Annotated in this window: 21 protein-coding genes; 16 read left to right on the forward strand and 5 right to left on the reverse strand. The window is 73.2% G+C overall.

Annotated elements, in window-relative coordinates; translation table 11 throughout:
• Nucleotides 1-10 precede the first annotated feature (10 nt).
• Nucleotides 11-829 (forward strand): bifunctional hydroxymethylpyrimidine kinase/phosphomethylpyrimidine kinase, encoded by an 819-nt coding sequence (gene thiD / locus ACFYNS_RS19000; RefSeq protein ID WP_360296039.1) that lies wholly within the window; start codon nucleotides 11-13, stop codon nucleotides 827-829.
• Between the two features lie 236 nt (nucleotides 830-1065).
• Here the strand turns inward: thiD and rpmB are convergent, their stop codons facing one another.
• Nucleotides 1066-1251 (reverse strand): 50S ribosomal protein L28, encoded by a 186-nt coding sequence (gene rpmB / locus ACFYNS_RS19005; RefSeq protein ID WP_016470082.1) that lies wholly within the window; start codon nucleotides 1249-1251, stop codon nucleotides 1066-1068.
• A gap of 307 nt (nucleotides 1252-1558) precedes the next feature.
• On the opposite strand from rpmB, the gene ACFYNS_RS19010 reads away from it, so the two are divergent.
• The 9 genes from ACFYNS_RS19010 to mutM all read left to right on the forward strand — a co-directional run bounded on the left by ACFYNS_RS19010 (nucleotide 1559) and on the right by mutM (nucleotide 10867).
• Nucleotides 1559-3232 carry a DAK2 domain-containing protein gene (locus ACFYNS_RS19010; protein ID WP_388603975.1) on the forward strand — a complete coding sequence of 558 codons (1674 nt, stop codon included), beginning with the start codon at nucleotides 1559-1561 and terminating at the stop codon, nucleotides 3230-3232.
• 147 nt (nucleotides 3233-3379) lie between these two features.
• Complete coding sequence (recG, locus tag ACFYNS_RS19015) at nucleotides 3380-5584, forward strand: ATP-dependent DNA helicase RecG (protein WP_388604111.1); 2205 nt, start codon at nucleotides 3380-3382, stop codon at nucleotides 5582-5584.
• A gap of 75 nt (nucleotides 5585-5659) precedes the next feature.
• Entirely contained in the window at nucleotides 5660-6259 is a 600-nt protein-coding gene (rsmD, locus tag ACFYNS_RS19020) for a 16S rRNA (guanine(966)-N(2))-methyltransferase RsmD (protein WP_360296029.1), read from the forward strand.
• A gap of 53 nt (nucleotides 6260-6312) precedes the next feature.
• The gene (gene coaD, locus ACFYNS_RS19025) at nucleotides 6313-6792 is read left to right on the forward strand and encodes a pantetheine-phosphate adenylyltransferase (protein ID WP_360296027.1); all 480 of its coding nucleotides are present in this window, start codon (nucleotides 6313-6315) and stop codon (nucleotides 6790-6792) included.
• Nucleotides 6793-6950: 158 nt separating this feature from the next.
• Nucleotides 6951-8039, forward strand: a complete 1089-nt coding sequence (locus tag ACFYNS_RS19030; protein ID WP_388603978.1) for a cell division initiation protein — start codon at nucleotides 6951-6953, stop codon at nucleotides 8037-8039.
• Between the two features lie 201 nt (nucleotides 8040-8240).
• Nucleotides 8241-8798 (forward strand): YceD family protein, encoded by a 558-nt coding sequence (locus ACFYNS_RS19035; protein ID WP_388603981.1) that lies wholly within the window; start codon nucleotides 8241-8243, stop codon nucleotides 8796-8798.
• Nucleotides 8799-8800: 2 nt separating this feature from the next.
• Complete coding sequence (rpmF, locus tag ACFYNS_RS19040) at nucleotides 8801-8974, forward strand: 50S ribosomal protein L32 (protein ID WP_016470089.1); 174 nt, start codon at nucleotides 8801-8803, stop codon at nucleotides 8972-8974.
• A 19-nt stretch (nucleotides 8975-8993) separates the two neighbouring features.
• Nucleotides 8994-9881, forward strand: a complete 888-nt coding sequence (gene rnc, locus ACFYNS_RS19045; protein ID WP_360296021.1) for a ribonuclease III — start codon at nucleotides 8994-8996, stop codon at nucleotides 9879-9881.
• Nucleotides 9882-9979: 98 nt separating this feature from the next.
• Nucleotides 9980-10867, forward strand: a complete 888-nt coding sequence (mutM, locus tag ACFYNS_RS19050; protein ID WP_360296018.1) for a bifunctional DNA-formamidopyrimidine glycosylase/DNA-(apurinic or apyrimidinic site) lyase — start codon at nucleotides 9980-9982, stop codon at nucleotides 10865-10867.
• A gap of 157 nt (nucleotides 10868-11024) precedes the next feature.
• On the opposite strand, the gene ACFYNS_RS19055 is transcribed toward mutM, so the two are convergent.
• Nucleotides 11025-11357, reverse strand: coding sequence for a hypothetical protein (locus ACFYNS_RS19055; RefSeq protein ID WP_360296015.1), 333 nt, complete (start codon nucleotides 11355-11357; stop codon nucleotides 11025-11027).
• 141 nt (nucleotides 11358-11498) lie between these two features.
• Nucleotides 11499-12383 carry a CAP domain-containing protein gene (locus ACFYNS_RS19060; protein ID WP_388603984.1) on the reverse strand — a complete coding sequence of 295 codons (885 nt, stop codon included), beginning with the start codon at nucleotides 12381-12383 and terminating at the stop codon, nucleotides 11499-11501.
• 222 nt (nucleotides 12384-12605) lie between these two features.
• On the opposite strand from ACFYNS_RS19060, the gene ACFYNS_RS19065 reads away from it, so the two are divergent.
• From ACFYNS_RS19065 to ACFYNS_RS19080, 4 genes are all read left to right on the forward strand, one after another.
• Nucleotides 12606-12938, forward strand: coding sequence for an acylphosphatase (locus ACFYNS_RS19065; protein ID WP_360296053.1), 333 nt, complete (start codon nucleotides 12606-12608; stop codon nucleotides 12936-12938).
• Nucleotides 12939-13249: 311 nt separating this feature from the next.
• The gene (locus tag ACFYNS_RS19070) at nucleotides 13250-13456 is read left to right on the forward strand and encodes a hypothetical protein (RefSeq protein WP_019355816.1); all 207 of its coding nucleotides are present in this window, start codon (nucleotides 13250-13252) and stop codon (nucleotides 13454-13456) included.
• A 252-nt stretch (nucleotides 13457-13708) separates the two neighbouring features.
• Entirely contained in the window at nucleotides 13709-17287 is a 3579-nt protein-coding gene (gene smc / locus ACFYNS_RS19075; protein ID WP_388603986.1) for a chromosome segregation protein SMC, read from the forward strand.
• Between the two features lie 238 nt (nucleotides 17288-17525).
• Nucleotides 17526-18965 (forward strand): sugar porter family MFS transporter, encoded by a 1440-nt coding sequence (locus ACFYNS_RS19080; protein WP_360296004.1) that lies wholly within the window; start codon nucleotides 17526-17528, stop codon nucleotides 18963-18965.
• A gap of 101 nt (nucleotides 18966-19066) precedes the next feature.
• On the opposite strand, the gene ACFYNS_RS19085 is transcribed toward ACFYNS_RS19080, so the two are convergent.
• Nucleotides 19067-20086: an LLM class flavin-dependent oxidoreductase gene (locus tag ACFYNS_RS19085; RefSeq protein WP_388603989.1), complete on the reverse strand. Its 1020-nt coding sequence runs from the start codon at nucleotides 20084-20086 to the stop codon at nucleotides 19067-19069.
• A 108-nt stretch (nucleotides 20087-20194) separates the two neighbouring features.
• Here ACFYNS_RS19085 and ftsY point away from each other — a divergent pair, with 108 nt between their 5' ends.
• Nucleotides 20195-21427, forward strand: coding sequence for a signal recognition particle-docking protein FtsY (ftsY, locus tag ACFYNS_RS19090; protein WP_388603991.1), 1233 nt, complete (start codon nucleotides 20195-20197; stop codon nucleotides 21425-21427).
• A gap of 135 nt (nucleotides 21428-21562) precedes the next feature.
• Here the strand turns inward: ftsY and ACFYNS_RS19095 are convergent, their stop codons facing one another.
• Nucleotides 21563-22294, reverse strand: coding sequence for a bifunctional DNA primase/polymerase (locus ACFYNS_RS19095; protein WP_360303747.1), 732 nt, complete (start codon nucleotides 22292-22294; stop codon nucleotides 21563-21565).
• Nucleotides 22295-22647: 353 nt separating this feature from the next.
• Between ACFYNS_RS19095 and ACFYNS_RS19100 the strand changes: the two genes are divergently transcribed.
• Nucleotides 22648-24216, forward strand: a complete 1569-nt coding sequence (locus ACFYNS_RS19100) for a hypothetical protein (protein WP_388603994.1) — start codon at nucleotides 22648-22650, stop codon at nucleotides 24214-24216.
• Nucleotides 24217-24461 lie beyond the last annotated feature (245 nt).

Below are 24461 nucleotides of genomic sequence, written 5' to 3' on the forward strand. Positions count from 1 at the left end.
CCGTCGCACCATGGACGATGTGAACCCCACCGGTGTCGCGCCGCCCCGGGTGCTGACCGTCGCCGGGTCCGACTCCGGCGGCGGCGCCGGCATCCAGGCCGACCTGAAGACCATGCTGGCGCTCGGTACTCACGGCATGAGCGTGATCGCCGCCGTCACCGCGCAGAACTCGCTCGGCGTGCAGGGAAGTTGGGAGCTGCCCCTGGAGGCGGTACGGGCCCAGTACCGCAGTGTGGCCGACGACATCGGGGTGCAGGCGGTCAAGACCGGCATGCTGGCCTCGGCGCCCCTCGTGGAGACCGTCGCCGAGCTGCTGGCCGACACCGCGGCGCCGGTGGTCGTCGACCCGGTCGGGGTCTCCAAACACGGGGACCCGCTGCTGGCCGCGGACGCGGTGGGCGCACTGCGCGGCAGGCTGCTGCCCGTCGCCACCGTCGTCACCCCCAACCTGGACGAGGTCGCGCAGTTGACGGGCGTCGAGGTCACCGGCGAGGCGGGGCTGCGCGACGCCGCGGCCGCCCTGCTGGAGCACGGACCGCGCTGGGCGCTGATCAAGGGCGGCCATCTGCCCGGCGAAGCCGTCGACCTGCTGACCGACGGCACCGAGGAGCACTGGCTGCGCGCCCCCCGGTACGACAACCGGCACACGCACGGCACCGGCTGCACGCTGGCCAGCGCGCTCGCCTCGTACCTGGCCCGGGGGCTGCCGGTGCCGGAGGCCGCACGGGCGGCCAAGGAGTACACGACCGGCGCCATCGCGGCGGGCTTCGCGCTGGGCGCCGGACTGGGACCGGTGGACCACGGGTGGCGGCTGAGCGGACGGGGCTGAGCCCCCGGCGCCGCCCGGCATCCGGCGCCCGCCCCCGTGTCGCACCCCCGGTCCGTCCGGTGTGACGCCGGGAGCCGGGAGCCGGGAGCCGGGAGCCGGGAGCCGGTCCCGGAGCCGATGCCGGAACCCGGACGCCCGGACCGCGACAGGAGAGCAAAGGGAACCGGCCCGCACGAGGCGGGCCGGTTCCTGTGTTCGGCTGTCGGCGTGAGCCGCGCTGCGTTACGTCGAGGACGTCAGCGCGACACCTTGCCGGCCTTGATGCACGAGGTGCAGGCGTTGAGGCGCTTCGGCGTCCCGCCGACCACGGCACGCACGCGCTGGATGTTCGGGTTCCAGCGACGGCGGGTGCGGCGGTGCGAGTGGGAGATGTTGTTGCCGAACTCCGGCCCCTTGCCGCAGACGTCGCAGTTCGCAGCCACGGGTCACTCCAAAGACTTCAGATGCACGTACGGTGAATCCCGGCGACGCAGACCAAGATGACCGGCTGTGCCAGGGGGATCGTCGCCCGCCGGAGAGAAACGTCCGGACCAGGCAACCGGAGCAGCATACAACGGCCGGTCTCGAACAGCGAAACCCAGGCCCCCGCTCCGGTCCCGACCTGGGATTCCGTCCGGACTCCCACTAGCCTTCCGGCAGCGCCGCCGCCCGGCGTACCGGCGCCGGACACCGGCCGCCCGGCCCCGGCCGAAGCACCCCGGCCGCAGCACTCTGGAGGAGGTCCCGCACGTGCCGCAACCGCTCGACGCCGCCGCGGTACGCCGCTGGTGCGCCCTGGGCCGGGAGGCGCTGCGCGCCCACTGCGCACGCATGGACGCCATCAACGTCTTCCCGGTCGCGGACGGCGACACCGGCACCAACCTGTGCCTCACCTTCGAAGCGGCCTGCGAGGCGCTCCCGGCCCGCGACGCGGCGGACGGGGATCCGGGCGCCGGGGCCGTGCTGCGCAGCATGGCGCGGGCCGCCCTCCTGGCGGCCAGGGGCAACTCCGGGGCGATCCTCGCCGAGTATCTGCGCGGCATGGCACAGGGACTCGACGAGGGGACCGGTGTCCCCGCCGAATGGCTGCCCGGGGCGCTCCGGGGCGGCACGTACGCCGCGTACGCCGCCGTCGCGCACCCCGTGGAGGGGACGATGCTGACGGTGGCCGAGGCCGCCGCCGCGGCGGCCGAGGCGGGGGACGACCCCGCGGCCGCGGCGCGGCGCACGCTGGACGCCACCCCGGACCGGCTGGCGGCGCTGGCCCGGGCCGGCGTGGTGGACGCGGGCGGACTCGGGCTGACCGTGCTGCTGACCGCGCTGTGGGCGGCACTGGGCGAGCGGGTACCCGACGAGGAACCCGCCGCGGCCACCGGAGCGGAGTCCGCGGACGCTGCGGTGCCGGCGGCTCCGGCGGCCACTCCGGTCGCTCCTGCGGCGCTTCCGGCCGACGGCTCGCCGCAGGCGCCCTTCCGCCCCGAGTTCGAGGTGATGTACCTGCTGGCGGCCGAGGACCCCGCGGCCGTCGACACGCTCCGGGCCCGGCTGGACCCGCTCGGCGACTCCCTGGTCGTCGGCGGCGGGGAGGGGCTGTGGAGCGTCCACGTCCACGTCGCCGACGCCGGTGCCGCCGTGGAGGCGGGCCTGGCCGCGGGGCGTCCGCACCGCATCCGGATCACCCACCTGCCGACGGCGGGGGACGGTGCACCCTGCGGTCAGCGGCGCCCCGCTGACGGGCCCGGGCAGGCGCCGGACCCGGGGGCGCGGGTCGTCGTCGCCGTCGTGCCGGGCGAGGGGCTGGCCGCGCTCTGCCGGCAGGCCGGCGCCGTGGTGCTGTCCGCCGCCGACGCCGTGGCCGCGGTTGACGCGGATGCTCTGGTGGCGGCGGTAAGGGCAACCGGAGCCGGCGAGGTCGCCCTGCTGCCCAACGGCAGCGGACTCCACTCCGTGGCCGCCCGGGCCGCCGACGCCGTACGCGCGGCCGGCATCCGGTGCGCCGTCATCCCCACCCGCGCCGCCGTCCAGGGGCTGGCGGCGCTGGCCGTGCACCAGCCGGACCGCCGCTTCGACGAGGACGTCGTCACCATGACCTCGGCGGCCGGAGCCACCCGGTACGGGGAGGTGGCCGTCGCCGAACGCCGTTCATGGACCAGCGCCGGGATCTGCCAGCAGGGCGACGTGCTCGGCCTGGTGGACGGCGACATCGCGCTGATCGGCAGCGGGACCCGGCAGGTCGCCGCCGAGGTGCTCGACCGGATGCTGGCGGCGGGCGGCGAACTGGTCACCCTCGTTCTCGGCGCGGACGCCCCCGCGGGGCTCGCCGCGGCGCTGGAGCGCCATGTACGCGCGCGCCACCTGGCCGTCGACACCGTCGTCCACGAGGGCCGCCAGCATGAGGCGCAGCTGCTCATCGGGGTCGAATAGCCGCCGCTGCCCGCGCGCCTGGCGCGTGGCACCGGCCCTGTCACCCCCGTCCGGCAGGATGGAGCGGTGCCCTCGACAGAAACCAGGCGAAGCGAACCCCTCCAGGAGCCGCTGAAGGCGCTGCTCGGCGGAAACACCGCGAAGGCGATGTCCGAGCACCTCGGGCTGCGCACGGTCGGCGACCTGCTGCACCACTACCCGCGCCGGTACGCCGAGCGCGGCGAGCTGACGCGGCTGTCCGAGCTGCCGCTGGACGAGCACGTCACCGTCGTCGCCCGGATCCACGACGCACGCGTGCACAAGTTCAACCACGGCCGGGGCCAGCGCCTGGAGGTCACGCTGACCGACGGCAGCGGCCGGCTCCAGCTCGTCTTCTTCGGCCGCTCGGTCCACTACCACCAGGGGCAGCTGCTGCCCGGCAAGCGCGGCCTGTTCGCCGGGAAGGTCGGGGTCTTCAACCGCAAGCTCCAGCTCTCCCATCCGGACTACAAGCTGCTGGACGAGGAGAGCGACGAGCAGACCGTCGCGCAGTTCGCGGGCGCCGTGCTGCCGCTGTATCCGGCGTGCAAGCAGCTCTCCTCCTGGAACATCGAGCAGTCCGTCGGCACCGTGCTCGACGCACTGGAGGCCACCGCCTGGCAGGGCCTGGCCGACCCGCTGCCCGAGCCGCTGCGTGCGCAGCGCGGCCTCGTCCCGCTCTCCGAGGCGCTGGAGAAGATCCACCGGCCGCGCGGCCGGACGGACATCGCCGAGGCCCGCTCCCGGCTCAAGTGGGACGAGGCGTTCGTCCTGCAGGTCGCCCTCGCCCGGCGCCGTGCCAAGGAGACCGAACTGCCCGCCGTGCCACGCCGGCCGGCCGCCGGCGGGCTGCTGGACGCCTTCGACGCGCGGCTGCCGTTCACGCTCACCGACGGGCAGCACGAGGTCAGCCGGGAGATCTTCGCCGATCTGGCCACCGTGCATCCCATGCACCGGCTCCTGCAGGGCGAGGTCGGCTCCGGCAAGACGCTGGTGGCGCTGCGGGCGATGCTCGCCACCGTCGACGCGGGCGGCCAGGCGGCGATGCTGGCGCCCACCGAGGTGCTGGCCCAGCAGCACCACCGGTCCATCACCGAGATGATGGGCGAACTCGCGGAGGGCGGCATGCTCGGCGGCGCCGAGCAGGGCACCAAGGTGGTGCTGCTGACCGGCTCGATGAGCGCAGCGGCCCGGCGCCGGGCCCTGCTGGACCTGACGACCGGCGAGGCGGGCGTCGTGGTGGGCACCCACGCGCTGATCGAGGACAAGGTCGCCTTCCACGACCTGGGGCTGGTGGTCGTGGACGAGCAGCACCGCTTCGGCGTCGAACAGCGGGACGCGCTGCGCTCCAAGGGCGGCCACGCCCAGGGGGAGAAGCGCACTCCGCATCTGCTGGTCATGACGGCGACCCCCATCCCCCGGACCGTCGCCATGACCGTCTTCGGCGACCTGGAGACCTCCGTACTGGACCAACTCCCCGCCGGACGGTCCCCGATCGCCACCCACGTCGTCCCGGTCAGGGACAAGCCGCACTTCCTCGCCCGCGCCTGGGAGCGGGTGCGCGAGGAGGCGGAGGCGGGCCACCAGACCTATGTGGTCTGCCCCCGGATCGGCGACGACGAGGACGCGGGAGGAAAGGGCGGCGGCCGCAAGCGGGCCGCCGACGAGGAGGAGCCGGGCGGTCCCGCGGAGGACGAGGGCGCCGACAGCGAGGAGAAACGTCCGCCGCTGGCCGTCCTGGACGTCGCCGAGCAACTCGCCTCCGGTCCGCTGGCCGGACTCCGGGTGGCGGCCCTGCACGGGCGGATGCAGCCGGAGGCCAAGGACGAGGTGATGCGGCGGTTCGCCGCGGGCGAGGTCGACGTGCTGGTCGCCACCACCGTCATCGAGGTCGGGGTGAACGTGCCCAACGCGACCGGCATGGTGGTCATGGACGCGGACCGGTTCGGCGTCTCGCAACTGCACCAGCTGCGCGGCCGGGTCGGCCGGGGCGCGGCACCGGGACTGTGCCTGCTGGTGACGGACATGCCGCAGGAGTCCCCCGCACGGACCCGGCTGGAGGCCGTCGCGGCCACCCTCGACGGCTTCGAGCTCTCCCGCATCGACCTCGAACAACGCCGCGAGGGCGATGTCCTGGGCCAGGCGCAGTCCGGCGTGCGCTCCTCGCTGCGGATGCTCGCCGTCATCGACGACGAGGAGATCATCGCCGCGGCCCGCGACGAGGCCACCGCGCTGGTCGCGGCCGACCCGGAGCTGGAGCGCCACCCCGAGCTGCGCACGGCGCTGGAGGCGCTGCTGGACGAGGAGCGGGAGGAGTACCTCGACAAGGGCTGACCGAGGCCACGCGGGGCCGGACCCCGCATGGGATCCTGATGCCGAGCACGCACCCCACACAGAGGATCCGCACCCATGACCCGCGTCATCGCCGGAGCCGCAGGCGGGCGACGGCTGGCCGTCCCGCCGGGCACCGGTACCCGCCCCACCTCCGACCGGGCCCGCGAGGGCCTGTTCTCCAGCTGGGAGTCCCAGCTCGGCGGCGCCGCGGGCTGGCAGGGCCTGCGGGTGCTGGACCTGTTCGCCGGCTCGGGCGCCGTCGGCCTGGAGGCGCTGTCCCGGGGAGCCGGGCAGGTGCTGCTCGTCGAGGCGGATCCGCGTGCCGTGCGCACCGTCAGGGAGAACGTGCGGGCACTGGGGCTGCCCGGAGCCGAGGTGCGCTCCGCAAAGGCAGCCCAGGTGCTCGCCGGTGAACCGCCCTCGACGCCGTTCGACCTGGTTTTTCTCGATCCGCCGTATGCGTTCTCCGACGACGAGCTGCGGGAGACACTCCTCACACTCCGGGTCAGGGGCTGGCTGGCGCCCGCCGCGCTGGCCACCGTGGAGCGCAGCACCAGGGGCGGCGATTTCCGCTGGCCGGAGGGTTTCGAGGGACTCAGATCCCGTCGCTACGGCGAGGGAACGCTTTGGTACGGTCGCGCCGCCGCGCGGGAAGTTACTCCCGCGTCATGCTGAGATCACCTGAGGCAGGGCCCCGCGCCCGCCGTGAGGAGAGCGAGGAAGTGCCAGTGCGCCGCGCAGTCTGCCCGGGGTCGTTCGACCCCATCACCAATGGCCACCTCGACATCATCGAGCGCGCTTCCCGGCTGTACGACACGGTGCACGTCGCCGTGATGATCAACAAGTCCAAGAAGGGGCTCTTCGCGGTCGACGAGCGCATCGACCTGATCCGCCAGGTCACCGAAGCCTTCGGGAACGTGGAGGTCGAGGCGTTCCACGGGCTGCTGGTCGACTTCTGCAAGGATCGGGAGATCCCCGCCATCGTCAAAGGGCTGCGCGCGGTCAGCGACTTCGACTACGAGCTGCAGATGGCCCAGATGAACAACGGCCTCTCCGGGGTCGAGACGCTCTTCGTCCCGACCAACCCCACCTACAGCTTCCTCTCCTCCAGCCTCGTCAAGGAGGTCGCCACCTGGGGCGGCGACGTCTCCCACCTGGTTCCGGAGGCCGTCGACCGGGCGCTGGCCGAACGCCTCACCAAGCCCTGACGAGCTCCGGACCGCGACCCCGGGCCATGGCTCCGGGCCATGGCCCCGTGCCCGGCCGGGAGCGGACGGCCCGGGACGGACGGCGCTGACCTGCCCGGATCGGCCGGCTTCCGGGAAGGAGTAACAGGCCCGCGCCCACGGGTCGTACAGTCACCTGCGTGGACGTACAGCAGAAACTCGACGAGATCGTGGCGACCGTCGACGGCGCGCGCTCGATGCCCATGTCCGCCTCCTGCGTGGTCAACCGGGCCGAGTTGCTCGCCATGCTCGAGGAGGTGCGCCAGGCGCTGCCCGGCTCCCTGGCCGAGGCGCGCGAGGTGATCGGCGGCCGCGAGCAGGTGGTGGCCGAGGCCCACCAGCAGGCCCAGCGCGTCATCGAGGCGGCCCAGGGCGAGCGCGCGGCGCTGGTGGCCGGCACGGAAGTGGCCCGGCGCGCGCAGGAGGAGGCCGACCGCATCCTGGCCGAGGCCCGCCGGGAGGCGGGCGAGATCCGGGTCGAGGCCGACGACTACGTCGACAGCAAGCTCGCCAACTTCGAAGCCGTGCTCTCCAAGACCATCGGTTCCGTCGAGCGCGGCCGGGAGAAGCTGCTGGGCAGCGGGCCCGGCGCCGAGGAGTGGCACGAGGAGTACGCGCACGAGGCACCCGAACGCACCGGAGACCCCCGCGAGCTGCAGCGCCGGGCCGACAGCTATGTCGAGGCGCGGCTCGGGTCGGTCTCGGCGGTGCTCACCAAGACGCTGGAGGCCGTGGGGCGCGGCCGACTCAAGCTGCACGGCCACGAGCCCATCGACGAGCTGGCCGCGCACATGGCGGCGCAGGACGGTGCCGAGGGCTTCGCGCAGCACACCAGCGACGCCGACTACCTGGCCGGGCTCGCGCACTCCGGCCCCGCGGCGCAGGACGAGCAGCCCCAGCCGCCGCCCGCGCAGCCGCCCCAGCCCCCCTACAGTCCGGCGCAGCCGCAGGACCCCTACTACGCACAGCAGCCGATGCCCTACGACGCCGGGCAGCAGCCCGATCCCTACGCCTACGCCCAGCAGGCGCCCCAGGACCCCTACTACGCGCAGCAGCACGACCCCTACGGCTACGGACAGCAGCAGGATGGCTACTACCAGCAGCCCCAGCAACAGCACTACCAGCAGCAGTCGCAACAGCAGCTCGACGAGACCAGCCTCTTCGACACCAGCATGATCGACATCGATCAGCTCCGGGCCTACGAGCAGCGCCACGGCCACGGGGGCTGATCCCCGCGGCCCGCGGAACGCGGCGCCACCGGGATGCGGATTGGGTCATGGGGGAGCCGTCAAGTATCCTGTCTCTTCGGCCGTGAGTACGTGCGCGGCCCCAGCCCCACCCGTAGAAAGCAGGAAGCCCTGAACTCCCCCCTCGACCACCGCGCGCCCCTCGTGTTCGACACACGTGAGCTGGGGCGGCGACCTGGTGCGATGAAGCGGCTCTCCCGCGAGGTGGAGTCCCCCGGCGACCTGGGTGTCGAGTTCATCAAGGTTCCCGACGGGGCGACGATCGAGCTGGACCTCCGCCTGGAGTCGGTCATGGAGGGGGTACTCGTCACGGGTACCGCCCGTGCGCCGCTGACCGGGGAGTGCGTAAAGTGTCTGGAGCCGCTCGACCAGCAGGTCGAAGCGGACTTCCAGGAGATGTTCTCCTATCCCGACGCCGACGACCGGGGCCGCCCTGTTGCGGAGCCCGGCGAGGACGAGGAGGACGAGGACACACTCTTCCTCGAGGGCGATCTGTTCGACCTCGAACCCGTGCTGCGGGACGCGGTGGTGCTCGCACTGCCGCTGCAGCCGGTGTGCCGCGAGGACTGCCCCGGCCTGTGCCCCGAATGCGGGGCCCGGCTGGCGGACGACCCCGACCACAGGCACGAAGAAGCCGTCGACATCAGGTGGGCGGCACTGCAGGGACTCGCCGAGACCATGCCGGACGGCGAGAAGGACAACGAGCCCCGCACCGACGGGGATGACTCACAGGAGAAGTAGCCGTGGCTGTTCCGAAGCGGAAGATGTCGCGCAGCAACACGCGCCACCGCCGGTCGCAGTGGAAGGCTGCGGTCCCCACCCTGGTGAAGTGCGAGCGCTGCCGCGAGCCGAAGCAGCAGCACATCGCGTGCCCGAGCTGCGGCACCTACAACAAGCGTCAGGTCCTCGAGGTCTGATCGGCGGGTGACAGGCTCCATGTCCGACGCCGGAACTCCGCAGAGTCCCGTCCCCGGGAAGGGGGGAGACTCCGCGGAGCTGGTGGACTCGGCCTCGTCGCACGCGATTCTGGAAGGGCGGCTCGGTTACCGACTGGAGTCCGCCCTTCTGGTGCGTGCGCTGACGCACCGCAGCTACGCCTACGAGAACGGCGGGCTGCCCACCAACGAGCGCTTGGAATTCCTCGGTGACTCCGTCCTCGGACTCGTGGTCACCGACACTCTCTACCGGATGCATCCGGACCTGCCGGAGGGCCAGCTCGCCAAGCTGCGGGCCGCGGTGGTCAACTCGCGTGCCCTCGCGGGGGTCGCCCGCGGGCTCGACCTGGGCGCCTTCATCCGCCTCGGCAGAGGCGAGGAGGGCACCGGCGGCCGGGACAAGGCGTCGATCCTCGCGGACACGCTGGAAGCGGTCATCGGCGCCGTCTACCTCGACCAGGAGCTGGAAGCGGCCTCCGAACTGGTGCACCGGCTCTTCGACCCGCTCATCGAGCGGTCCTCCAACCTGGGCGCCGGGCTCGACTGGAAGACCAGCCTGCAGGAGCTGACGGCCGCCGAGGGACTCGGCGTCCCGGAGTACCTGGTCTCCGAGACGGGCCCCGACCACGAGAAGACCTTCACGGCTGCTGCCCGCGTCGGTGGTGTCGCGTACGGCACCGGCACAGGACGCAGCAAGAAGGAGGCCGAGCAGCAGGCCGCCGAGGCCGCCTGGCGCGCCATCTCGGCCCGCGCCGAGGCCGCCGCGGAGGGCGACGGCGACGGTCCGCGAAGCGGCAAGGCCGCAGCCGTCGGCAAGGGCGCCGCGGCGCCGTCCGTCCCGGACGGCCAGCGCAGCGAGCCCACCGAGGGCAGCGCCGCATCGCGCTGACCCCGCGCACACCGCACCGTCCGTCACGGCCGCCCTCTTCGGGGCGGCCGTGGTGTTTCCGGCCCCGAGCAGGCGGGGCCCTGCCCGTGAGGAGTCCCGTGCCCGAGCTTCCGGAAGTCGAGGTCGTCCGCCGCGGCCTGGAACGCTGGACGGGTGGCCGCACCATCAGCGCCACCGAGGTGCTCCACCCGCGGGCCGTCCGCCGCCACACCGCCGGTGCGCCGGACTTCATCGCGCGACTGGCCGGCCGGCGCCTGGGACCGGCCCAGCGCCGGGGCAAGTACCTGTGGCTGCCCCTCGAGGACGGTTCCCACGCGCTCCTGGCCCACCTGGGGATGAGCGGCCAGCTCCTCATCCAACCGCCGGGCACCGCCGACGAGCGGCATCTGCGGGTCCGCGTCACCTTCGCGGACGCTGCGGGCGGTGAGCTGCGCTTCGTCGACCAGCGCACCTTCGGCGGGCTCTCGCTCCACGCGACCGCCGAGGACGGGCTGCCCGACGTGATCGCGCACATCGCCCGTGACCCGCTGGACCCCGCCTTCGACGAGGCGGCCCTGCACACGGCCCTGCGCCGTCGGCGTACCACCGTCAAACGCGCCCTGCTGGACCAGTCGCTGATCAGCGGTGTCGGCAACATCTACGCCGATGAGGCGCTGTGGCGCTCCCGGCTGCACTACGACCGCCCCACGGCCACCCTGACCCGGGCGCAGACCGCCGAGCTGGTCGGACATGTGCGGGAGGTGATGACGGCCGCGCTGGCCCAGGGCGGCACCAGCTTCGACAGCCTCTATGTGAACGTCAACGGCGAGTCCGGCTACTTCGACCGCTCGCTGGACGCCTACGGCCGCGAGGACGAGCCCTGCCGCCGCTGCGGCACCCCGATGCGGCGCAGCGCCTGGATGAACCGCTCCAGCTACTTCTGCCCCCGCTGCCAGCGGCCCCCGCGCCCGCGCGGCGACGGCCGCCCGCGTCCGGCACGGGCCTAGCTCTGCCGGTCGCGCAGGCCGACCGGCGCATCGGCCACCTGGCGGTGCTCCGGCCAGGGCCGCCACGACCGTGTGGCAGCGGGGAAGCAGCGGGGAAGCCGTTCACGCCGCATCCGCGGCCACCCCGGCCCTGCGCAGGACCAGCGCCCGGGTATGGCTAGTCGCCCATGAACCACAGGTAGCTGCCCGGCGTCGCCGCACACGCCTCCAGCAGCTCGGCGAGGTCGAGCAGGGCCGCCCTCTGCCGCTCGTCGGGACACCGCTCGGTCAGAGCGATGGCCTCCTGGCGGGCGACGTGGGCTTCCTGTTCGTCGAACAGCGTGTCGCCATACGGATCCACCCAGCCGAGCTTGCCGGACCCGAACCGGTCGAGCGTGCTCAGCGCCCTGGCCAATGCTTCACCGTGTTCGTAGGACCCCCGCAGCAAGGTCTCCCGGGACGCCTTCTTGCGCGGGGGCCGCCCCGAGTGCAGCTCCAGTTCGATTCCCATGCCTCTCCTCTGCCTCGGACACCGAAGCTTCGCAGAGCTCATTCGTCAGACACCCCTGCGAAGAGTCCCCGCGAACCGGAGCGCGCCCGGTCCGGCCCGGAGGGGGCTCATACCCGGGGCCGGGTCCGCACGGGGCAGGGCTCAGAAGCCGAAGTCCTGGGTCCACCAGGGGCCGCCCTCGGCGAAGTGCGCGCCGACGCCCAGGGTGCGGTAGTCGCAGTTGAGGATGTTGGCCCGGTGGCCGGGGCTGTTCATCCAGGAGTCCATCACGGAGCGGGCGTTGGCCTGGCCGCGGGCGATGTTCTCGCCGCCCAGATCGCCGACCCCGGCGGCCTCGGCCCGGTCCCAGGGGCTCTTGCCGTCGGGCGAGGTGTGCGAGAAGAACCCGCGCCGCGCCATGTCCTCGCTGTAGCCCCCGGCCAGCGCGGCCAGCTTGGCGTCCGCCGTCAGCGGCTTGCAGCCGGCCTTGGCCCGCTCCTGGTTGACGAGCGCGAGGACCTCGCTCTCCGCGGCCGTCTCCTGGTCGGCCGCGGCGGTGCTGCCGCCGCCCGACCCTCCGGGGGCCGGCCTGGAGCTGCCGGTGCGGGAGCCGTGCTCCTCCTCGCGGGTGGGCTCCGGGGTCTTCGACGCCTGCTTCGAGGGGGAGGCGTCCGGCTTTCCGGTGGGGCGCTCGCTCTTCCGCGAGGGGGCGGGAGTGGGGCTGGGACTCTTGTCCCCCTCGCCGGGGGGCGCCGTGGAATCGCGGTCGGTGGGGGTGGCGGAGACCGGTGGGACTGCGGGGCCGGTGCCGTCGGCCTGCACCCGGCTGTCCCGCGGCCCGCCGAGCCCGCCCGGCGCGGGTATCAGGCCGGACGCCACGGCGACGGTGCCCATCGCGAGCGCGGCGGAGGCGCCCAGCACCCCGGTCCGGACGGGGGCGCCTGCGCGTCTGCGGCGCCTGCCGCCCCGGTGGTGGTGTACGGCCGGCGGCTCGGAGGACTCCGGCGGGACGGCTGGAGTGGGGGTAGCGCGTCGATGGCGGCCCATCTGTGCTGTCCTCACATTGCTCGGCGATACGGCGTCAAGGTTCCGTCTCCCCTCACTCCCGGGTGTGAGCGGGAGGTGAAGAGAGTTGCCGGGCAATGTACGGCATCCCCACGGGGGCTGATGTATCCGCTCGGGAATTGTCCGGATAGCGTGCACCCCATGGCTGCCATCAATCCGACCGACGACGCGGACGGAACGCCGCGCGAACAGCTGAGTGAACAGATGAGCGAGCAGTTCGCCGAGCAGTTCGCCGAAGAGCCCGATCGGGCACGCCCCGAGGAGCCCGCGCGGCTGACCGCCTGGGTGCGCGGGGAGGTGCAGGGTGTCGGCTTCCGCTGGTTCACCCGTGCGGCGGCGCTGCGGATCGGCCGGCTCGTCGGCTTCGCGCTGAACCTCGGTGACGGCCGGGTGCAGATCGTCGCGGAGGGCACCCGCGCCGACTGCGGGCACCTGCTGGAGTGGCTGCGGAGCGGGGACACGCCCGGGCGCGTCGACGGGGTCACCGAGATCTGGGACACACCCCGCGGGGGGTACCGCGGCTTCGCGATCCGGTGATCCACAACAGTTGCCAATCGCGCTCCACCATGCAAAGCTTCCGCAACGAGTGAGCGACGTGGATCTTCCATTCGCCCCGCGGGACAGCCGCCTCCGGCGCCGGACGCCGTCGAGCCGAAGCAGGCCCGGGGGTAGCTACGTGTGATCGTGTTGACCGTCAAACCATTTGGTGAGATCCTGAAACCCCGCGCACCTGAGCTGTTTGATCCAGAGAACCTTTAGTAAAAGTCCAGAGCAGACCCTCAACGGTGCGATTCCCTCACGACCCACCACATCCACGGTCGGTCACTCAGTGTGGAGGACCATCCATCATGGCAAAGGCGCTTCTCGGTCACGTCGGCGGCTACGACCCCCGGGTGCTCGCCGAGATGCGACGGCTGCAGCAGCGTGTCCAGGACCTGGAATCCGAGCTCGTTCGGATGCAGGCTGAGAACGACGCTCTGTCCGCCGCCGCTCGGCACCACGACTCGGTGTTCGAAGACCTCGACGTGAAGACGGCCGAGCCTGCGCTGACCTGATCCTCGCCCGCCGGGCAGGACGGGCTGAGCAGGACAGCCGTAGTCGGAAATTCTCAAGGGACGCTTCGGCGTCCCTTAGTTTTTTCTCCTGGTGATCCGCTGGTGTGTGGAGTGTGTGCTCATCGTGGCGCGATGCGTTACGTCTGATCTGCCCCCGCCCCCTCCAGGCGAAACCCCCGCGCGAAACCCTTCCCTTCGCTTCGGCGCCGTCGGCGCGACATCTCCCGGCCTCCCTCGGTAAGGTCCGGACGCGTGCACCTCAAGAGCCTGACACTGCGGGGGTTCAAGTCCTTCGCCTCCGCCACGACGCTGCGCTTCGAGCCCGGCATCACCTGCGTCGTCGGCCCCAACGGCTCGGGCAAGTCCAACGTGGTCGACGCACTCTCCTGGGTGATGGGGGAGCAGGGCGCCAAGTCGCTGCGCGGCGGCAAGATGGAGGACGTCATCTTCGCCGGGACCACGGGCCGCCCACCACTGGGCCGTGCCGAGGTCTCGCTGACCATCGACAACGCCGACGGCGCGCTGCCCATCGACTACTCCGAAGTCACCCTCACCCGGATCATGTTCCGCAACGGGGGCAGCGAATACCAGATCAACGGCGACACCTGCCGACTGCTGGACATGCAGGAGCTGCTCTCCGACTCCGGCATCGGCCGCGAGATGCACGTCATCGTCGGCCAGGGCCAGCTCGACGGGGTGCTGCACGCCGACCCGACCGGGCGGCGTGCCTTCATCGAGGAGGCGGCGGGCGTCCTCAAGCACCGCAAGCGCAAGGAGAAGGCGCTGCGGAAGCTGGACGCCATGCAGGCCAACCTCTCCCGCGTCCAGGACCTCACCGACGAGCTGCGCCGCCAGCTCAAGCCGCTCGGGCGGCAGGCGGCCGTGGCCCGCAAAGCCCAGGTCATCCAGGCGGATCTGCGTGACGCACGGCTGCGCCTGCTGGCCGACGACCTGGTCGCGCTGCGCGAGGCGCTGCGGACGGAGGTCGCCGACGAGGCCGAGCTCAAGCAGCGCAAGCAGGCCGCGGAGGCCGAGCTGCGGGAGGCCCAGCGCCGCGAGGCAGACCTGGAGCAGCAGGTCCGCACCCTGGCGCCCCGGCTGGAGCGGGCCCAGCAGACCTGGTACGAACTCTCCCGGCTGGCCGAGCGGGTGCGGGGCACCATCGGCCTGGCCGATCAGCGCGTCCAGCACGCGGCCGCGCCCCAGGCGGAGGAGCGCAGGGGCCGGGACCCGGAGGAGATGGAGCGCGAGGCGGCCCGGATCCGGGAGCAGGAAGCCGAGCTGGAGGCCGCGTTGGAGGCCGCGAGCACCGCGCTGGAGGACACGGTCGCGCACCGTGCCGAGCTGGAGCGGCGGCTGGAGCAGGAGGAGCGCCGGCTCCGGGACGCGGCACGCGCGCTCGCCGACCGCCGAGAGGGCCTCGAGCGGCTGCGCGGGAAGGCGGGGGCGGCGCGCAGCCGCGCCGCCTCGGCCGAGTCCGAGATCGAGCGCCTCGCCGCCGCCCGCAACGAGGCCCTCCACCGCGCCGAGCAGGCCCAGAGCGCGTACGAGGAGCTGCGTGGCGAGGCCGACGGCCTCGACGAGGGTGACGTGCAGCTGGCGGACCGGCACGAGGAGGCCAAGCGCGAACTGGCCGAGGCCGAGCGGGCCCTCGGCTCGGCCCGCGACGCGCTGACCGCGGCGGAGCGCGAACGCGCCGCGACCTCCGCCCGCCACGACACGCTGGCGCTGAATCTGCGCCGCAAGGACGGCACCGCGGCGCTGCTGGCGGCCAAGGACCGGCTCACCGGCCTGCTGGGCCCCGCGGCCGAACTGCTGACCGTGACCGCGGGCCACGAATTGCCGATAGCGGCCGCCCTCGGCGCGGCCGCCGACGCGGTGGCCGTGGCGGACGTGTCGACGGCGGCCGAGGCGCTGCGGCTGCTGCGCAAGGAGGACGCCGGCCGCGCGACGCTGCTGGTGGCCGGCGACCGGGGGACTGGCGCCGGGGACCCCCGGGGGCATCCCGGCGTCCCCTCCGCGGGCACCCCGGCCGTCTCCCTGGTGACCGCGCCGGAGCGGCTCCGCCCGGCCGTGGAGCGACTGCTCGACCACACCGTCGTGGTCGACACCCTGGAGGCAGCGGAGGCGGTCGTCAGGGCGCACCCGGACCACACCGCGGTCACCGCGCAGGGCGACCTCCTCTCCGCCCACCGCGCCGGCGGCGGATCGGAGGGTGCACCCTCCCTGCTGGAGGCCCAGGCCGCGGTGGACGAGGCGGCCGCGCAGCTCACCGAGCTCGAGGACCGTTGCGAGCGACTCGCCCGGGAGCAGGACGGGGCCGCCGCGGAGCGCCGGGCGCGCGCGGCGGAACTGGAGGAGATCGCGGCCCGCAGGAGCAGCGCGGAGCGGGAGAAGTCCCGGGTCGCCGGCCGGGTGGGCACCCTCGCGGGGCAGGCCAGGGCGGCTCGGGGCGAGGCCGAGCGCGCGGCGGCCGCGGTGGCCAAGGCGCAGGAGGCGCTGGCCGCGGCCCGGCAGGAGGCCGAGGAGCTGGCCGAGGGTCTGGCCTCGGCCGAGGAGGCGCAGGAGGCGGAGGGCGCCGAGGACCCCGACACCTCGGTCCGCGACCGGCTCGCGGCCGACGGCGCCAACGCGCGCCAGACCGAGATGGAGGCCCGCCTCCAGGTCCGTACGCACGAGGAGCGGGTCAAGGCGATCGCCGGCCGGGCCGACTCCCTGGACCGGGGCGCCCGCGCCGAGCGCGAGGCCCGGGCCCGGGCCGAGGAGCGCCGGGCGCGGCTGCGCCACGAGGCGGAGGTCGCACGGGCCGTCGCGGACGGGGCCCGGCAGCTGCTCGCCCATGTCGAGGCGTCGCTGGAGCGGGCCGGACAGGAGCGTGAGGAGGTCGAGCGGACCAAGGCGGAGCGCGAACGGACGCTGACCGACGAGCGGGGCCGGGGCCGGGGGCTCAAGGAGGAGTTGGACAAGCTCACCGACTCGGTGCACCGCGGCGAGGTGCTCGGCGCCGAGAAGCGGATGCGCATCGAGCAGCTGGAGGCCAAGGCGCTGGAGGAGCTGGGCGTCGAGCCGGCGGGGCTGGTCCGCGACTACGGCCCCGACCAGCCGGTGCCGCCGTCTCCGCCGGCGGAGGGCGAGGAGCTGCCCGAGGACCCGGAGCATCCGCGGAACACGCCGGTGCCGTTCGTCCGGGCCGAGCAGGAGAAGCGGCTCAAGGCGGCCGAGCGGGCCTACCAGAAGCTGGGGAAGGTCAACCCGCTGGCGCTGGAGGAGTTCGCGGCGCTCGAGGAGCGGCACCAGTTCCTGAGCGAGCAGCTGGAGGACCTGAAGAAGACGCGCGCGGACCTGCTGCAGGTCGTCAAGGAGGTGGACGAGCGGGTCGAGCAGGTCTTCACGGAGGCGTACCACGACACCGCGCGCGAGTTCGAGGGGGTCTTCGCGCGGCTGTTTCCCGGCGGTGAGGGCCGGCTGGTGCTCACCGACCCGGGCGACATGCTGTCCACGGGCGTGGACGTGGAGGCCCGGCCGCCGGGCAAGAGGGTCAAGCGGCTCTCGCTGCTCTCGGGCGGCGAGCGGTCCCTGACGGCGGTCGCGCTGCTGGTGTCGATCTTCAAGGCCCGGCCCAGCCCGTTCTATGTGATGGACGAGGTCGAGGCGGCGCTGGACGACACCAATCTGCAGCGGCTGATCCGGATCATGGAGGAGCTCAAGGACAGCTCCCAACTGATCGTGATCACCCATCAGAAGCGCACGATGGAGGTCGCCGACGCGCTCTACGGGGTCTCCATGCAGGGCGACGGCGTCTCCAAGGTGATCAGCCAGCGGCTGTCCTGACCGGGCGGTGCGGCGACCGGAGGTGGCTGCTTCCCTTCATGAGTCGAACGATGATCTCGCTTTGTGTGCTCTGAGTCGCAGAAGCTGACCTATTGACTTCATGAATTGAACATTTACAGTCTGAGAAGCCGCCGTTAAGCCGGAGGCCAGCGCGATTCCCCTGCGCGGGCCCGTCTTCGTTCCTTGCACGGTGGTGTCCCCACCCGGCACCGGCGCCGGGGAACCTCAGGAGAAGAACGTGACCAGCACAGCGCAGGAAGCGCAGACGCCGCAGCCGCGGCCAGGCACCGGAGCGCACACCGCGCCCCTCGGCCGTGTCGTCTTCATCACCGCAGCAGCCGCCATGGGCGGCTTCCTCTTCGGCTACGACAGCTCAGTGATCAACGGGGCGGTGGAGGCGATCCGCGGCCGCTTCGACGTCGGCTCCGCGATGCTGGCGCAGGTCATCGCCGCCGCCCTGATCGGCAGCGCGATCGGCGCCGCCGTCGCCGGACGGACCGCCGACCGAATAGGCCGCATCAAGGTCATGCGGCTGGCCGCCGTCCTCTTCGTCGTCAGCGCCGTCGGCTCGGCGCTGCCCTTCGCCCTGTGGGACCTGGCCATGTGGCGGGTGCTGGGCGGCATCGCCATCGGTATGGCCTCCGTCATCGGCCCGGCCTACATCGCCGAGGTCTCCCCGCCCGCCTACCGGGGCCGCCTCGCCTCCTTCCAGCAGGGCGCGATCGTGCTCGGCATCGCCGTCTCGCAGCTCATCAACTGGGGCATCCTCAACCTCGCCGACGGCAAGCAGCGCGGTGACGTCGCCGGGCTGGAGGCCTGGCAGTGGATGCTCGGCATCATGGTGATCCCCGCGGTCGGCTACTTCCTGCTCTCCTTCGCCATCCCGGAGTCCCCGCGCTTCCTGATCTCCGCCGGCCGCCAGGACAAGGCCCGCGAGGTGCTGGCCGCCGTCGAGGGCGAGCACGGCGGCCTCGACACCCGGATCGGCGAGATCGAGACCGCGATGCGCAGCGAGCACAGGTCCACCTTCCGGGACCTGCTCGGCGGGCGCTTCGGCCTGCTGCCCATCGTCTGGGTCGGCATCGGGCTCTCCGTCTTCCAGCAGCTCGTCGGCATCAACGTCGTCTTCTACTACTCCTCGACGCTGTGGCAGTCGGTGGGCATCAACCCCGAGAGCTCGTTCTTCTACTCCTTCACGACCTCGATCGTGAACATCATCGGCACCGCCATCGCCATGGTCTTCGTCGACCGGGTCGGCCGGAAGCCGCTCGCACTGATCGGCTCCGTCGGCATGGCCCTCTCACTGGGCTCGGTCGCCTGGGCGTTCTCCGCCAAGACCGGCTCCGGCGACAACGTCTCGCTGCCGGACGCGCAGGGCGTCGTCGCGCTGGTCGGCGCGCACACCTTCACCCTGTTCTTCGCCCTCTCCTGGGGCGTGGTCGTCTGGGTGCTGCTCGGCGAGATCTTCCCGAACAAGATCCGCGCGGCCGCGCTCGGTGTCGCCGCCTCCGCGCAGTGGGTGGCCAACTGGGCCATCACCGCCAGCTTCCCGAGCCTCTCGGAGTGGAACCTGTCCGCCACCTACGTCGGCTACACGGTCTTCGCCCTGCTCTCGATCCCGTTCATCCTCAAGTGGGTGCCGGAGCCGAAGGGCAAGGCGTTGGAGGAGATGGGCTAGCCCCCCGCCGCCCACTCCTCGCACGGCGCTGCCCCGGTTCCTTCGCCAGGAGCCGGGGCAGCGGGCTGTCCGACGCCGCTGCCCGCCGCCGCGGCAGGCCCTCAGGGCTCGATCTCCGGCAGCCGGGGCATGACCTCCTCCACCAGCAGCCGCAGCGACCGCCGGCCCTCCTCGACGGGCATCCCGCCGCACAGCGGATGCAGCAGGATCTGCCGCGACCCCTCCGGCTGCCGCGCCGCCAGCTCCAGGCACTCCTGCGGAGTGACGAAACGGTAGACGCCCTCGGCCCGCAGCTCCGCCACCGTGCCCGCCTCGGCGCGCATCGCCGAGTGCAGGCCAGGCGTCTGCCAGGAGGCATAGCGACGCGCCTCGTGCAGGAAGTGCTCCCCCAGCTCGGCCCACGCCCGGTCCGGGTCCCGGGTCAGATGCAGCGCCGGCAACTCAGGCGGCGGCATCAGGCACAGCGGGGTGCCGCCCGCTGCCGTGCAGCGCTCCGCGTAGTAGCCCGCCGACTCGGGCAGGTGCGCGGGGAGGAACAGCGGCAGCCCCAGCCGCGCCGCGCGGCGGGCGGCCGGCCGCGATCCGCCGCCGACGAACAGCGGCGGGTGCGGCCGGCTGCCGGGGCGCGGGGTGACGCGCACCGTACGGCCCCGGTAGCGGAAGGGCTCGCCCGTCCAGGCCGCCAGCAGCGTCTCCAGCACCTCGTCCTGCAGCGCCCCGCGGCGGGCGAAGTCCAGCCCCAGCGCGGCGTACTCCGGTGGCCGGTATCCGATCCCCGCCACCGTGACCAGCCGCCCGCCGCCGACGAGATCGAGCACCGCGATGTCCTCGGCCAGCCGCAGCGGGTCGTACAGCGGCGCCAGGATCGCGCAGGCCGTCACCAGCGTGTGCCGCGTACGCCCCAGAAACGCGCCCGCCAGGGCGAGCGGCGCGGGGAGCCAGCCGTCCGGCGAGCCGTGGTGCTCCTCGACGATGAGAGAGGTCACACCGTGCGCGTCGGCGTAGCCGGCCATCTCCAGCGCCGCCCGGTAGCGCTCCCCGGGCTGCTCGCCCGCCGCCCGTGCACCCGGGGGCTGTTCGGGCTGGACGAGATTGAAGCGGACGCTGGTCGTCACGGTCACGGGGTACCCCCACCCGGTGGACGGCGATGCGGGTGCTGGACCGTAGTGGAGCACGCGCGAAGAGGGAATGGCCGTGCAGCCTTGCCGGTGGTCGATACTGGAGCCGCTATGGAAATCGTCATCCTTGTAGTAGTCATCGCCGTGGTCGCACTCGCCGCGATCAGCGGGCTCGTGGTCAGCGGCCGGAGGAAGAAGGCGGCCGAGGCCCAGCAGTCCGACACCGCCGGGAGCACCACCGAGACCCCCGCCCGCACAGCCGAGCCCAAGGTCGGAGAGGAGGCGGAGGCTCCGCCTGAAGGCGCTCGCCGCACCGTCGAGGAGGTCGGCCTTCCCGAGGCCGAGGAGGCGGCGGCCGAGGCGCCCGCCACCGCCGCGGAGGCCGCCGCCGCGCCCGAGGTCGAGACCCCGGCACCGACGGCCGGACGGTTGGTGCGGCTGCGCGACCGGCTCTCCCGCTCCCAGAACTCCCTCGGCAAGGGGCTGCTGACCCTGCTGTCCCGGGAGCACCTGGACGAGGAGACCTGGGAGGAGGTCGAGGACACCCTGCTGACCGCCGATGTCGGGGTCGGCCCCACCCAGGAGCTGGTCGAGCGGCTGCGGGAACGCGTCAAGGTGCTCGGCACCCGCACCCCCGATGAGCTGCGCGGCCTGCTGCGCGAGGAGCTCCTCGCGCTGGTCGGCACCGACCTGGACCGCACGGTGCACACGGAGGTGGAGGGTGCCGTCGACCGCCCGGGCGTGGTGCTCGTCGTCGGCGTCAACGGCACCGGCAAGACCACCACCACCGGCAAGCTCGCCCGGGTGCTGGTGGCGGACGGCAAGTCGGTGGTGCTCGGCGCGGCCGACACCTTCCGCGCCGCCGCGGCCGACCAGCTGGAGACCTGGGGCACCCGGGTGGGCGCCCGTACGGTCCGGGGCCCGGAGGGCGGCGACCCCGCCTCCGTCGCCTTCGACGCGGTCAAGCAGGGCACCGAGGCGAGCGCCGACGTGGTGCTCATCGACACGGCGGGCCGGCTGCACACCAAGACGGGGCTCATGGACGAGCTCGGCAAGGTCAAGCGCGTCGTGGAGAAGCAGGCCCCGGTGGACGAGGTGCTGCTGGTGCTGGACGCCACGACGGGCCAGAACGGCCTGGTGCAGGCGCGGGTGTTCGCCGAGGTCGTGGACATCACCGGCATCGTCCTCACCAAGCTGGACGGTACGGCCAAGGGCGGCATCGTGGTGGCGGTCCAGCGTGAGCTGGGCGTCCCGGTCAAGCTCGTCGGTCTCGGCGAGGGCGCCGACGACCTGGCGCCCTTCGAGCCGGAGGCGTTCGTGGACGCCCTGGTCCAGGAGGGCTGACCGGCCGGTACCAGCGTGCGCACCGCCGAGCGGCGCCGTCGCGACGTCCCCCGGGGCGTCGTGGCGGCGCCGCTCGCATTCCTGGGGGCCGCCGCTCGCGCCGTGCGCCGCCGTGGTGCGTCGTGAGCGGGCGGGCTAGCGCACGGCCGCGGGCCCGTCCGGGGTGCGCGGCCGCACCGCGGACGAGCGGTGGCAGACGTAGGCGAGGGTGCCCAGCAGCAGACGGGCCTGCGGCGGACGGCCGGCGCGTTCCAGGGTGGGCGGCCGGAGCCAGCGGACGGGGCCGCCGCCGGCCAGATCGGAGGGCGGTGCCGTGATGTGCTGGCCCTCCCCTCTGCCGCGCAGGTCGAGATCGGCGTCGTCCCAGCCCATCCGGTAGAGGAGTTCGGGCAGTTCGGCGGCCGCGCCCGGCGCGACCAGGAACCAGGCGCGTCCGGCCGGGGTCGCGGCCACCGGGCCCAGCGGGACGCCCATCCGCTCCAGCCGCGCCAGCGCGCACAGCGCGGCGTGCTCGGCGACCTCGATCACGTCGAAGGCGCGGCCCGTCGGCAGCAGCATGGTGGCGCCCGGAACCGCCGCCCAGGCGCGGGACGCCTCCTCCACGGTGGCGCCCGCCGGTACCTCCAGCGAGGCGTCGAGCGGATGGTCGCCGGGGGAGGGGCAGGCCCGCGCGCCGCAGGAACAGACGACCCGGCCGCCCGAGCGGGCGGCGCGGGCGCCGGGGATCAGGTCCCAGCCCCACAGGCTCGTGTACTCCGCGACACGGGTGCACACCTGGGCGCGTTCGCGCCGGCGTGCGCCGGGCCGCAGTTCGCGGATCTCGCGGATGCCGCTGAGACCGCTGATGGCACCGATCGTGAAGCCCATGCTCACTCCAACGGTTCCCGAATGCTTATGGTTACGAATGCATTGCGCACAGTGACGACAGGGCTCCTGGGGTCTCCTGGGGCGAGGCAGGACGCGGTGGGGGCGGCTTCCCGCGGAGTTGATTCCCTGGTGTCAAGTCAAGCGCCTCCGTGCGCCTCAGGGTTCATTCGAAGGGGTGGCGAATGGTGGCGATTCTGCAATTACACTCGCCCCGCTCGTGATCGTAGGATTACTTTCGGTACACACAGTGGAGAGCGCGGCGACCGACTATGCCGGAGGCATGGCGGGGTCGAGGGTGCGGCGGGTGCGGAGGAGCGCCGACCGGTCCGGCCCGGAGCGCGTCACCGAAGCGGATGGGGGCGTTACCAGTGGCTGAGCGAGGCCAGGCGGGCAAGAGCCCGAACGAGCGGCTGGGCTCGTGGTTCATGCGCAGCGGCTGGTCCAAGGGTGAACTGGCACGCCAGGTCAACCGCCGCGCACGGCGGATGGGCGCGCATCACATCAGCACCGACACCTCCCGGGTGCGCCGGTGGCTGGACGGTGAGCAGCCCCGCGAGCCCATCCCCCGCATCCTCTCCGAACTGTTCTCCGAGCGGTTCGGCTGCGTCGTGGCGGTCGAGGACCTCGGGCTGCGCCCCGCCCGGCAGTCCCCCGCGGCCTCCGGCGTGGACCTGCCCTGGGCCGGACCGCAGACCGTGGCGCTGATCAGCGACTTCACCCGCAGCGATCTGATGCTGGCCCACCGCGGCTTCCTGGGTGCCTCACTCTCCGTGTCCGCCGGCCCCGCGCTGATCGAGCCCATGCAGCGGTGGCTGGTGCCGGGCACCGGCGCCGAGGCCGGACCGCCGGGGGAGCAGCCGACGGTCCCCGGGCTCACCGTCCCCGCCCCCCGCGACGGGCAGCGCCGCGGGGCGAGCTGCGGCGAGGACGGCGCGCCGCGGCGCGGTCCGCAGCTGTCCGCACCCGAACTGGAGCTGCTGGAGCAGACGACCGAGATGTTCCGCGGCTGGGACGCCCAGTGCGGAGGCGGGCTGCGCCGCAAGGCCGTCGTCGGCCAGCTCCACGAGGTCACCGACCTGCTGCAGGAACGGCACTCCGAACCCGTCCGCCGCCGGCTCTTCCGCGTCACTGCCGAACTGTCCGAGCTGGCCGGCTGGATGAGCTACGACGTCGGGCTCCAGCCCACCGCGCAGAAGTACTTCGTGCTGGCGCTGCACGCGGCCAAGGAGGCCGGTGACCGCCCCCTGGGCTCGTACGTCCTGAGCAAGATGAGCCGCCAGATGATCCATCTGGGCCGTCCCGCGGACGCCCTGGAGCTGGTCCACCTGGCGCAGTACGGCAGCCGGGAGGGCGCCACCGCCCGCACCCAGGCCATGCTGCACGCCATGGAGGCCCGCGCCTACGCGAACATGGGGCAGCCCGGCAAGTGCAAGCGCGCGGTGCGGATGGCGGAAGAAACGTTCACGGACATCGACCGCTCGGACCCGGACCCCGACTGGATCCGGTTCTTCTCCGAGGCCGAGCTGTGCGCGGAGACCGCGCACTCCTTCCGGGACCTGGCCTACTCCTCCGGCCGCAGCTCCACCTACGCCTCGCTCGCACGGCCCGCGATGGAGCGGGCCGTCGAGCTGTTCGCCAGGGAGGCCCGGGAGACGCAGGGCGGCGGCCACCGGCGCTCCTACGCGCTCAACCTGATCGGCATGGCCAGTGTGCACCTGCTCCAGCGGGAGCCCGAAGGCTGTGTGGCCCGGGCCAGCGAGGCCCTCGGTGTCGCCAAGCGGCTGCGCTCGGAGCGGGTCAACAACCGGCTGCGCCGCACCACGGCCGGCGCCGTCCGCGAGTTCGGGGAACTGGCGGACGTGGTGCAGCTCAGCGAGCGGCTCCAGGCGGAGCTGGCCGAGAGCGAGGCCGCCGCGGGCTGACCCTCCCGGGCGGCGACGGGTACCCACGGCGGACCGCCACCGGGGAGCGCAGCGTACGCGCGTTCCCGCACGGAAAGCCGCGCTTCATCTCCTCGTAACAGCGGCGGGCCGGTTTTCACGGCCTGGAAACACCCGGGGGCGACGGCGGAAACCGGGCTTCGGAAACCTGGCATTCAGTCCGCCCTCCCTTCCTTCTTCGGCCGGGAGGCGCCCCTACGATCCGGCCCCCGCAGGACCGCGACCCC

Source organism: Streptomyces sp. NPDC006925 (assembly GCF_042869575.1).
Lineage (GTDB): Bacteria > Actinomycetota > Actinomycetes > Streptomycetales > Streptomycetaceae > Streptomyces.